Source organism: Candidatus Binatia bacterium (assembly GCA_036382395.1).
Lineage (GTDB): Bacteria > Desulfobacterota > Binatia > HRBIN30 > HRBIN30 > JAGDMS01.
Genome location: DASVHW010000365.1, coordinates 1 through 10,232, shown reverse-complemented (window position 1 = coordinate 10,232; position 10,232 = coordinate 1). Strand labels below are relative to the sequence as shown.

9 protein-coding genes are annotated in these 10,232 nt (G+C 63.4%); 1 reads left to right on the top strand and 8 read right to left on the bottom strand.

Features of this window, described 5'->3' with window-relative positions:
• Positions 1–764: 764 nt before the first annotated feature.
• From VF515_17605 to VF515_17575, 7 genes are all read right to left on the bottom strand, one after another.
• A complete protein-coding gene (locus VF515_17605) occupies positions 765–2,009 on the bottom strand; it encodes a cytochrome c3 family protein (protein ID HEX7409448.1) in 1,245 nt (414 codons plus the stop codon).
• A 10-nt stretch (positions 2,010–2,019) separates the two neighbouring features.
• Positions 2,020–3,105 (bottom strand): cytochrome bc complex cytochrome b subunit, encoded by a 1,086-nt coding sequence (locus VF515_17600; GenBank protein HEX7409447.1) that lies wholly within the window; start codon positions 3,103–3,105, stop codon positions 2,020–2,022.
• Between the two features lies 1 nt (position 3,106).
• Entirely contained in the window at positions 3,107–3,607 is a 501-nt protein-coding gene (locus VF515_17595) for a Rieske 2Fe-2S domain-containing protein (protein HEX7409446.1), read from the bottom strand.
• Between the two features lie 9 nt (positions 3,608–3,616).
• Entirely contained in the window at positions 3,617–4,228 is a 612-nt protein-coding gene (locus VF515_17590; GenBank protein HEX7409445.1) for a cytochrome c, read from the bottom strand.
• A gap of 247 nt (positions 4,229–4,475) precedes the next feature.
• Positions 4,476–5,714: a c-type cytochrome gene (locus VF515_17585; GenBank protein HEX7409444.1), complete on the bottom strand. Its 1,239-nt coding sequence runs from the start codon at positions 5,712–5,714 to the stop codon at positions 4,476–4,478.
• The gene (locus tag VF515_17580; protein ID HEX7409443.1) at positions 5,711–7,081 is read right to left on the bottom strand and encodes a sigma-54 dependent transcriptional regulator; all 1,371 of its coding nucleotides are present in this window, start codon (positions 7,079–7,081) and stop codon (positions 5,711–5,713) included. The genes VF515_17585 and VF515_17580 overlap by 4 nt, the downstream gene beginning before the upstream one ends.
• Positions 7,078–8,385 (bottom strand): ATP-binding protein, encoded by a 1,308-nt coding sequence (locus VF515_17575; GenBank protein HEX7409442.1) that lies wholly within the window; start codon positions 8,383–8,385, stop codon positions 7,078–7,080. Before VF515_17575 ends, VF515_17580 begins: the two co-directional genes overlap by 4 nt.
• Before the next feature lie 222 nt (positions 8,386–8,607).
• Here VF515_17575 and VF515_17570 point away from each other — a divergent pair, with 222 nt between their 5' ends.
• Entirely contained in the window at positions 8,608–9,123 is a 516-nt protein-coding gene (locus tag VF515_17570; GenBank protein ID HEX7409441.1) for a nitroreductase family deazaflavin-dependent oxidoreductase, read from the top strand.
• Between the two features lie 124 nt (positions 9,124–9,247).
• Here the strand turns inward: VF515_17570 and VF515_17565 are convergent.
• Positions 9,248–10,232 (bottom strand): ATP-binding protein (locus VF515_17565; protein HEX7409440.1); only part of this gene is annotated, 985 nt, incomplete at its 5' end.

The following is a 10,232-nucleotide window of genomic DNA, read 5'->3' as shown; positions in this document are numbered from 1 at the left end:
CTAGCCGGGTTTGCTAGAGCCTGCCCTGAGCGCAGCCGAAGGGGTGGGGCCTGGAAATGCTTCTCGCACTTCGGCCCTAGACCTCTTTCCCAATTTGGCCCACTATCACGCGCATCGGTGACCAGATCGCTTGACTCTCCTGCTCTGCGGCGCAAAAATAGATTAACGCTGGCAACAGCGGAGGGAGTTGTGTCGAATCCGGCTCCAATTAACTACTTAGTTAGAGTTCTTTGAAATCTCAGGCCGCTGTTTTCCCCGGATCGGCATCGGGACGGGCTTCGGGACGCCCTCGGGACGCTCCAAGTAACAGTAAGTTACTTGGAGGACTTGAAACGGGTGCAACTCTCTTGTCCTCTGCGCTTTAGCCGAATACCGGCCCAAGTCGAGGGGGGAGGGGGGTAGGGTCCCCTCTGAGGTTTACCGAATGGTAATAATTCAGGTCTTCGTGCCCGCCTTGTATCCATCGTGCGGAACGGGAAAATGCAGGTTCCTCGACTCGGACGCCGCAAGCGTCGCCAACAGCGGGCGACGCGATAGGCGGCGTCCTCGCTCGGAATGACACTTCCTAAGGGTTGTGCGTGGACGGCGAGACGCCAGTGCTACGAAACAAGAGCTCCCCTCGTCTTCGCTCGGGATGACAGATCCGTTGAGTACAGCGTGGACGGCGAGACGCCGGTGCTACCAGGTTTCACAAGCACAAACAAACCCGGCCTTCAGGAGGCCGGGGCAAGACAGGAGGTGGAGGTAGCCAAACAAATCAAGGCCTACTTCTTGCTTTCGAGGTCGGAGATAAACAGGCGCAGGCCGAGGACCATCGCGGCGATGGTGATGAGCGAAATCCCCAATCCCAGGCGACGGTAATTGCGTTCCTTCATGGCTTGGACACCGGCTTCGTACGTCTTATCGCTGACGGTGCGCGCGACCTTGATGTCCTCATCAATCTTCGCCGCCTGGGAGCTGTGCTGGGTAACACGCGCCTTGGTCAGACGATCGCGGGCGTCGATCAACTCCAGTTGCGCCTGGCTCACTTCCATGCCATCGCGCTCCGCTCGGGTAAGGATCTCGTCGGAGCGGGCAATCGCAGCCTGCGTGGAAACTAACTCTTTGTGGACGGAAGCGGCCAAGGCAAAGCCCGCATCGCCTTGCGTGTGGCAGTTGACGCAGACGGCTCCCGGCCCGGTGCCGAGCAAGGTGTCAGAGGGCTTGGAGATGCGGTGGTTGCTGTGGCAGGTGACGCATCCCGGAAATCCCGCCGCTTGGAACGCAGTCTTGTGCTTGCTGGTGTCGAACAGTTGCGCCTGCAGGACGTGGCAGGTGGAACAGACGTTTTCCACCGAAGCCACGCCCGGCGGCGCAGCGCCATGATTGCCATGGCAGGTGGTGCAGGTCGGCGCACTCAGGTCGCCGCGGACGGCCAGCGCATCGTAATGGACGCTGGCGCTGTAACCGGCGAACTGGTCGGTCTTGATGTCGTAGGCCTTCATGTACTCGCGGTCGGCGTGGCAGCGAGAGCAGGTCTTGGCGACGTTGGTCGGATATACGGGGGAACGCGTGTCGGACGCGGGACGGATGCCGTGCACGCCGTGGCAGTCGATGCAGACGGCGACGTGGGTATCGCCCGCCGCGAGCTTCTTGCCGTGCACGCTGGTCTTGTACTGGGCGAGCTGGTCGGTGCGCAGCGACGGGTTAAAGCCGCGCATGTAGCTCCCGTTGGCATGGCAGGAGGCGCAAAGCTCGGGGACCTTGTTGTGCGAGATATGTCCCTTGAAGCCCTTCTTGGGATCCATGGCTTCCATGCTGGTGGGATCGCCGCCGTGGCAGGAGGCGCAGGTGAGTCCCTTCTGGAAGTGGATGTCCTGCGCGATCTGCTCGCTGGTGATCTTCAGGTTGCCATCGGCCGAGCCGTGACAATCGAGGCACGTGTTCTGCTGTTGCGCGCGGAGTGAAAGCGGCAAGGCGAGCAGAGCGAGTGCGAGGAACGAGAGCCGTAATGATCGTAGGTCCGACATGATTGCGCCCTTATTTCGCGATAAACCCGTAAACCGTCATGCTGCCCATGTAAGCGAGGGCAAAGACGCCCAGGCCGATGATGAAGACGCGCGCCCACTGCCAGCGGGGCTGTTCCAGGAACGGCAGAAAGACCCAGACGGCGCCGGCGAGGCCGAAGCCCAGGACGCCGAGGAGTTCGCCATCAATGAACCAGATTTTCGACGGGAGCAGCTTCAGCGTCTGGAACATGAAGAGGAAGTACCATTCGGGCTTGATGCCGGCCGGTGCGGAAGCGAACGGTTCGGCCTTGGCTCCGATGCCCCACGGCGACATCGCCGCCAGCACGCCCAGGACGCCGAGGGCGATGTACCACGCCATCATTTCGCGGAGCATGAAGTTGGGGAAGAACTTCATTTCGCTCCTGGCGCTCGGGTCGGCAATCCACTGCTTCTCTACCGAGGGCGGCACGCTGATGCCGAAGCGCTGCACTAGCAGGACGTGAATCGCCAGCAATAACGTGGTGATTCCCGGCAATACCGCGACATGGAAACCGAAGAAGCGGGTGAGCGTGGCGCCGGTGACCTCCTCGCCGCCACGCAGGAAGACGACGATGAAGTGACCGATGAAGGGGACTTGTCCAGCCACATCGGTGCCCACCTTGGTCGCGAAGAACGCCAGGGTGTTCCAGGGCAGCAAATAGCCGCTGAAACCGAAGCCCATGGACAGGAAGAGCAGGACCGCGCCGGTGACCCAGGTCAGCTCGCGCGGCTTGCGGTAGGAGCGCAGGAAGAGAACGCTGAACATGTGGGCAAAGGCGGTCAGGATCATCAGGTTCGCGGACCAGGAGTGGATGGAGCGGATGAGCCATCCGAACTGCACCTTGGTGCTGATGTACTGCACGCTCTCGAAGGCCTCGTTGGCGCTGGCGCGGTAATAGAGAAGAAGCAATATGCCGGTGCAGACCTGGAGCACGAACAGGAACAGCGTGATGCCGCCGAGGAAATACCAGTAGGACAGGCGGTGCAGGGGGACGGTCTTGTGCTTCAGTGGGGCGATCAGTTCGGCCCAGCCGAAGCGCTCGTCGAGCCAGTCGCGGATGACTACGAATGCGCTCATCTCACGCCTCCCGCTTTCTGCCGACCGCAATATCTTCGCCGCTCACATGGACGTCGTATACCTCGAGCGGACGCGGCGGGGGACCGGAGACGTTGCGTCCGGCAAGGTCATAGATGCCGTTGTGGCAGGCGCACCAGACCTGGCGAATGTCGCTGCGGTATTGCACGGTGCAGCTCAGGTGGGTGCAGGTGGCCGCCATGGCGACGTACGCGCCGTCGGAACGCATGACCAGCAAACCGGGGCGGCTGCCGAATTTGAAGATCTTGGAAGAGTTCGGTTTGAGATCTCCGACTTTTGCGGCGATGACGGTGTCGCCGCCCATGTCCACCGCGGCGGGCGGGACCAGGTAGCGCAAGACCGGATAGAAAAACGATCCGGCCGAGGCCAACAGGCCGCCTCCAAGAAGTACCTTGATAAATCCGCGGCGCGCCGACTTATCCGGCGCGCCGCCCTCGTCCGAATCGATAGTAGGCGAAGGGTTCCTGTCGTTGCTGGCCTGCATTCCGGGCTCCTATTTCCTGGCTAACGTGCGGATGTACTTCTGCAGATCCGCGATCTGGTCCTTGCTGAGCTTGCTGCCATACTCCTGCATCTTGTTACGCCCCTTGGTGATTACGGTCAAGAGTTCCGTATCGGACTGCTTCTGAACTTCGGGCGAAGTGAGATCGCGGAGTTTCAGGGTGGCGCCCATCGGGGTCTTGCCGACGCCGTCGGCGCCGTGACACATGGCGCATTTTGCCTTGAAGAGCGGCGCGCCCGGGTTGTCGGCGGCATAGGCGCGAATGGCCAGCATCGAGACCAGGAGCAGCAGCATGACCGTGGCGAGTATGGGAACGGTCTGCCAGCGGGCGGGCGGCGCCGGCTCCCAGTCGTGTTCGAGGAAGTTGCTCGGCTGCGGCTTGCGGACCGGCGCGACTTCAATGGCGTCTTCTTCCTCGGCCTGGGTAAGGAAGAAGCGACCGCACAGCCACGCGATCATCACGGCAAAACCGAGGTACCAAAGCAGCGGTCCGACGATCCAGGCGACCCAAAGCGGCAGCACATGATCGTAACTTAGAAACGTGGTGGCCCCAGCGACCAGCATCACGACTCCCGTCATCCCTAACGTGTCCAATCTGCGCATTTTATAGAACTCCTTGTCAATGGAGGAAGTCCGGAGCGCCGTAAGCCTGATCTTTTGCGACGCCGGGTTGCCGGGCTCCCTCCAACTGTTTGCCGTACTATCTAGAACGAACGTTCGCACGTGGCACGCCAACCGGTGGCAGCGGCCAATTTACTGCAAATACAGGAGATCGGCGCGCGGGAATTGTTGACTGTCGGGTAGGAGGGTGTCCGATTCCCGGGCAGTGTCAGAGAATCGGACAGTGAGTTCAGTGGGCGCGGGATTCAACCGGCGTGTTGAGGAACGCGAGCAGGTCGCCGATGTCGGACGCTTCGAGTTGCGGCCAGGGCTGGTGGTTGCGGCGGGTCAATTCGTACATGCGGTCGCCGTGGCCCCACAGCCCCCGGGCAAGACGAACGGCGGTGTAGCTCTGTCCGCGGCCGCGCAGGGCGGGAGCGCTGGCGCCGGAGGCATCTTCCCCATGACAGGCGGCACATCCGCGCCAACGAAAAACAGTGGCCCCGACGTGCGGCGACCCGCCGGGCTCGACATAGCGCAGGCTATACAGAAACACGGCGAGATCGCCGATTTCGTTGTCGCGGAATGATGGCGGTGTCTTCCCTGCCACGGCCAGGGCGCGGTGCATGTCGGGAAAATGGTTCAGCATCGCTTCCCCGAATTGCGAAAGCGTGGCGGGAAGGGCGCCGTCGCCGGCGAGCGAGCGCGCAGCCGGTGACGCGGAAGTTCGCTGGGGCGCCGGCGAATGATTCCGTCCGCCGAGGGTGTGGCAATCGAGACACGCCTTGGCCTGGAACACGGCCCAGCCGCGGGCGGGATCTCCGGTACGAACCGGCGGCGCGGTTTGACGACCGGCGGCAACCTGGATGTAGGCCAGCAGGTCGCGCAGCTCGCCGGCTTTCAGCGACGGCCACTGCATGCCGCGCTGCTGCATTTGCGACGTCATGGCCGAAGCGTGGTTCCAGAGCGCCTGGGTCAGCAGGAGCGGCGTATCCGCGCGGCCCAGCACGTTGACGGCGGGAGCTTTCCCGGTGGGGTCGTGGCATTGCACGCAGCCCTTCGCCGCGAAGAGAGCGCGGCCACGTTCCGCATCGCCGGACTGGTCGGTGACGCCGGTGACGTAGAGATAGGCGAAGAGCTGGGCCATGTCTTCGCTCGACATGGTGGGATAGGGCATGCGGCCCTGCTGCATCGCGTCCGACATACGCGGAATATGGTTCCATACCGCGGTCACAAGGAGCGGCAACGAGGTCAGCGAACTGCGCTCGCGAAGTGCGGGTGCATCCGTCCCTCCGACGCCGTCGGTGCCGTGACACTTTGCACAACCCTTCACTTCATAGACGGTACGGCCTTCGGCGGGACGGGGAGTGACGGAAAGAGCGAAGCGCCGCTGCGTCGGCTGGTACTGCCAGCGCAGGATCGCCGCGAAACCCAACACCGCGACCAGCGCCAGCGCGATCCAAAGCACGAATTGGCGGCGCTGGCTCATTGCGGGGACTCGGTTCCGTTGGTCTTCAGCTCGCGCATCTTGCGGTAGAGGGTGTCGCGCGAGATGCCCAGCAGCGCGGCCGCGCGGGTACGGTTTCCCAGGCAAAGGCGCAGTGCGCGCTCGATGGCGACACGCTCCATGTCTTCCAGGGCCAGCGGCTGCTCGTGCGAAATGGGTGCGTCGGCGCGCGTGAGCAACGGCTTGACGTCACGGTCGGAAACAACTTGCGGGTCCGCCTGGGAGAGCGCAGCCACGCTTTCCAGCACATTCTGCAATTCGCGAACGTTGCCGGGAAACGGGTACCGCACCAGCAGTTCGGTGGCGGCGCGCGAGACGGTGATGTGGCGGCCGTAGCGGTCCGCCAATCCGTCGGCGAAGTGTTGCGTGAGGACAAGAATGTCTTCCGGACGCTGGCGCAATGGCGGGACTTCGATGATGACGGTCGCGAGGCGGAAATAGAGGTCCTCGCGCAGGAACTCCGAACGCAATTGTGCCAGCGGGCGATTGGTGGCGGCGATGATGCGAACGTCGATCTTCAGTGCCCGTGCGCTGCCCACCGCACGCAATTCGCCTTCCTGCAAGACGCGGAGGAGTTTCACTTGCGCGTCTTTCGGCATCTCGCCGATCTCATCGAGGAAGACCGTTCCCTTCCCGGCGGAGAGGAAAACGCCCGGCGCATCGGCGTGCGCACCGGTGAACGCGCCCTTGCGATAGCCGAACAGCTCGCTCTCCACCAAATCACGCGGGAGGGCGCCGCAGTTCACGGGGACGAAGGGCTCCGAGGCGCGGCGGCTGGCGCCATGGATGGCGCGCGCCAACATCTCTTTGCCGGTGCCGGTTTCGCCGACGATCAGGACCGACGCATTGCTGAGGGCCGCCGCACGCGTCCGCTCCACGATGCGCTGCATCTGGGGGGAGACGTAGGAGATCGGAGCAAAGGGATCGCTGGCGTGCTGAAGATTTTCCTCGAGCTGCGCCACGCGCGTGCGCAGCAGGTGCAGCTCCATGAGACGTCCGACTTTCTTGCGGACGGCCTCGCGGTCGAAGGGCTTGGTCAGATAATCTTCGGCCCCGCGTTTGATCGCCTCGACCGCGGTTTCAATGGTTCCAAAGCCGGTCATGATGAGGACGGGCAGTTCGGGATGGCGAGTGTGCAGGCGTTCCATCAAAGCGAGGCCGTCGCAACCGGGCATCACGAGGTCGAGCAGCGCGAGGGCGGCAGAAGGGTTTTCGTCGAGCAGGCGCACGGCTTCATCCGCATTCGCCGCCACGGCCGCGGAGTAGCCTTCCTCGGAGAGCAGGTCGCGCAAGGTGGCGGCCAGGCCGAGGTCGTCGTCCACGATAAGGATTTCGAACGGGGCACTCACGGGGCGACCTCCTGCGGACGAACCGGCGAAACGACCGGCAACAAGATCTCGGCAGTCGTGCCAACGCCCGGAGCGCTGCGCAACTGGAGCTGGCCGCCGTGGTCGCTCACGATGTTACGCGCAATCGCTAAGCCCAGTCCCGTTCCCTTGCCCGGAGGCTTGGTGGTGAAGAAAGGCTCGAAGACGCGCTCGCGGTCGGCGTCGCTGATGCCGCCGCCGGTATCGGAGAGCTCGATGCGCAGGTTGTCGTCCTCGCGAAGGCAGCGGACGTGGATCTTGCCACCGGGTGAGATCGCGTCGAGTGCGTTGCTGAGAAGGATGATGAACAGCGTTTCGATCTGATTGCTTTCGGCGTAGACCTTGCAGTCGAAGCCGGACAGGTTGGTCGTCACCTGCGCCTGGCGAGACGCAAACGAAGGCCCCATGAATCCCAGGACCGCCTCGATCAGGGGTGTGATCGCTTGCGGCTCCTTTTGCAGAGCGGGACGGCGCGAGAAATCCAGCAGCCGCCGGATGAACTGCTGGCAGAAACCGATCGTGCTTTCGAGCTGCTCCAGATCGTGGGCGAAACCGTCGTTACCGGCGCGATCGCGCATCATCTGCACGCGCAGCAGCAAGGAGGCCATGGGCGTGTTGAGGTGGTGCGCGGTGCCGGCAGCCATCTTGCCCATGCTGGTCAGCTTTTCGACCTCGAGCAGCATCTCGCGCATGCGGACGCGCTCCGAGATGTCGGACGTGACCTCGAGGTAATACTCGTGGTGGCGCTCCTGATAAGCCTGCAAGCTGAGCTGGACGTCGATCAACTTGCCGGCACGGTCGAAGCGTTGGGTTTCGCAATCGAGCGCCGATTCGCCCTTATCGACGCGCTGCATCAACGCATCGAGTTCGGCCTGGCGTTGCGGCGGGACGGTGGGCAGTGTCTGCCCCACCACCTGGGCGCGTTCGAAGCGATAGAGCCGCTCGGCGGCGGCGTTCCATTCCGCCACGCGGAAAGATCGATCGAACAACACCACCGCGCCCGGCGAGGCTTCGAGCAGCCCGTGATAACGAGCGTGCGAGCGCCGCAACTCCGCTTCCGCATGCCGCCGCTGCCGCAGCACGAACCACGCGGCCCAGGCAGCCAGCAGAAGCGACGACGCGACGCCGCGGCTGATGTAGAGATAGTGCAGGCTGACGTAATTCAGGTCGCGGAAGTAGTGGTTTTCGACCAGCTCCCAGAAGGCAAACACGAGGGCAATAATGCTGACGCTGGACAGGACCAGCGTGCCCCAGAACCACCGTTGTTCGCGATTGCCACTGACCATGTTGGCGGCGCCGCACACGCATGCGGCTGCGCCGATGATATGACGGTTAGCGCACTCGGGTTAGTGATGCACATCACCTGCTGGCGTGACCATCGGCGACGGCCCGCTAGCCGCCTGTGGTTGAATTGAACGATGCGTCCCAGTCCAGGTACCGGACACTTCCAGCAGCGGCACGACTGGCCCGCTTACCCCGGCCGGGGATGGCGCCGGATGGTGATGCACATGCCTTTGCTGTATTGGCGGCTGGGACTGAGGCCCCTGCTGGTGCGCGCGCGACTTTTCCGTTTTCTGGTTCTGACCACGAAAGGGCGGACGTCAGGACAGACGCGGCACACGATGCTGGTCCACTTCGTGCTGGACGGCCGCATCTATATCGGGGCCGGCTGGGGCGAACGCACGCAGTGGTACCAAAACATCCTGACTGACCCGCGAGTAACGGTGCAGGCACGCGGGCCCGCGCTCGGCGCCGTGGCCCGCGTGATCATGGACGATGAAGAACTGCGGCGGCTGTATCGGCATCTCCGGGGCATGGGTCCCCTGTGGCTGTGGAGGCGGTCGCTCGCGTCTTGGGACATCCGGGACGAAGTTGAGGACTTCGTAGCAAAGAAGGGTCGCATCCCGTTCCTGCGCCTCGATCCGCTCAACGAGTGCCCGCTACCGCCGCTACGCGCCAATCTTATATGGGTCTGGCCTGTGCTCGCGATCATCGCATTCACAGCGTACGCGCTGCTGCGGTGAGGCCCGCCATGGCTTCGTCTTCTATTGCTTATTGTTGAGAGGACACCGAGGCACCGGATCGCACCGGACTAAGACGGCCACAGAAGCAGGACATGAGGGGTAAAGTGACTTTAGACCCAACCTACTAACTCGCGGGCAGCGTGAAGGAAAAAACCGAACCGTGGCCGAGCTGGCTTCTGACCTCGATTTGCCCGCCGTGCGCTTCGATAATTGCCCGGGCGATGGGCAGTCCCATGCCGGTGCCCTGCACGGAGCGCTGGCCGCGGCCGCGGTAGAACTTTTCGAAGATGAGCGATTGTTCCAGGTCGTCGATGCCGGGGCCGTGGTCGGCAACACTCACGCGCACCTGCCGGCCGGAGCGCTCGGCGGTGACGTGAATGGGCGTTCCCGCGGGCGAATACTTGGCCGCGTTCTCGATCAGGTGGCGGAGGACCTCGCTGATCCGCTGAACGTCCATGCGCACCCGCGGCAGGTCCGGGGAAACCTTGACCTCGACGGCACGCTCCGCCAATCGCGATTGCAGTTCCTTCATCGCGGAATCGATCGCTTCCTGCACGTCTCTCACTTCGAATTCGAGCTGGACCTGGTGGGCGTCGAGTTGGGCCATCTCGGCGGCTTCTCCGACCAGGCGGTTTAGACGGTCGGCTTCCTCTTCCACCACCGCGAGCAGGTCCTTCCGCTGCGATTCATCGAGCTCGACGCTGGAGCTGAGCGTCGAGGCAGCGGCCTTGATACTGGTGAGGGGTGTCCGGAACTCGTGGGTAACCGCATCGAGCAGCGCCGAGCGGAGCCGTTCGCCTTCGCGGGTAGCTTCCGCACGCGTCAGTTTTTCTATCGCACCGGCGCGTTCGACGGCGATTGCCACCAGGCTGCCGATGGCCTCGAAGGTTGGCCAGGACAGGACGCCAATAATGCCGATACTGCCGACCGAACGAACGCCGACGCGGAGGGGCATCAAGAGAATGCCGCGCTTGGTGTCGCTACCGGGTTCGCCGCGGCCGCTGACCGCCTTCAATTCGTCGGCAGCGATCAGGCCGTGCGCGGTTGCGTCGGAATAGTAGACCTGAGAGCGTCCGCTCAGGAACACCGCCGCCGCGGTCAGATCGAAC

What these genes read in the sequence shown, in the direction of transcription:
- VF515_17605 (HEX7409448.1), bottom strand. Translation starts at nt 2,009, where the DNA reads ATGTCGGACCTACGATCATTACGGCTCTCGTTCCTCGCACTCGCTCTG.
- VF515_17600 (HEX7409447.1), bottom strand. Translation starts at nt 3,105, where the DNA reads ATGAGCGCATTCGTAGTCATCCGCGACTGGCTCGACGAGCGCTTCGGC.
- VF515_17595 (HEX7409446.1), bottom strand. Translation starts at nt 3,607, where the DNA reads ATGCAGGCCAGCAACGACAGGAACCCTTCGCCTACTATCGATTCGGAC.
- VF515_17590 (HEX7409445.1), bottom strand. Translation starts at nt 4,228, where the DNA reads ATGCGCAGATTGGACACGTTAGGGATGACGGGAGTCGTGATGCTGGTC.
- VF515_17585 (HEX7409444.1), bottom strand. Translation starts at nt 5,714, where the DNA reads ATGAGCCAGCGCCGCCAATTCGTGCTTTGGATCGCGCTGGCGCTGGTC.
- VF515_17575 (HEX7409442.1), bottom strand. Translation starts at nt 8,385, where the DNA reads ATGGTCAGTGGCAATCGCGAACAACGGTGGTTCTGGGGCACGCTGGTC.
- VF515_17570 (HEX7409441.1), top strand. Translation starts at nt 8,608, where the DNA reads ATGCCTTTGCTGTATTGGCGGCTGGGACTGAGGCCCCTGCTGGTGCGC.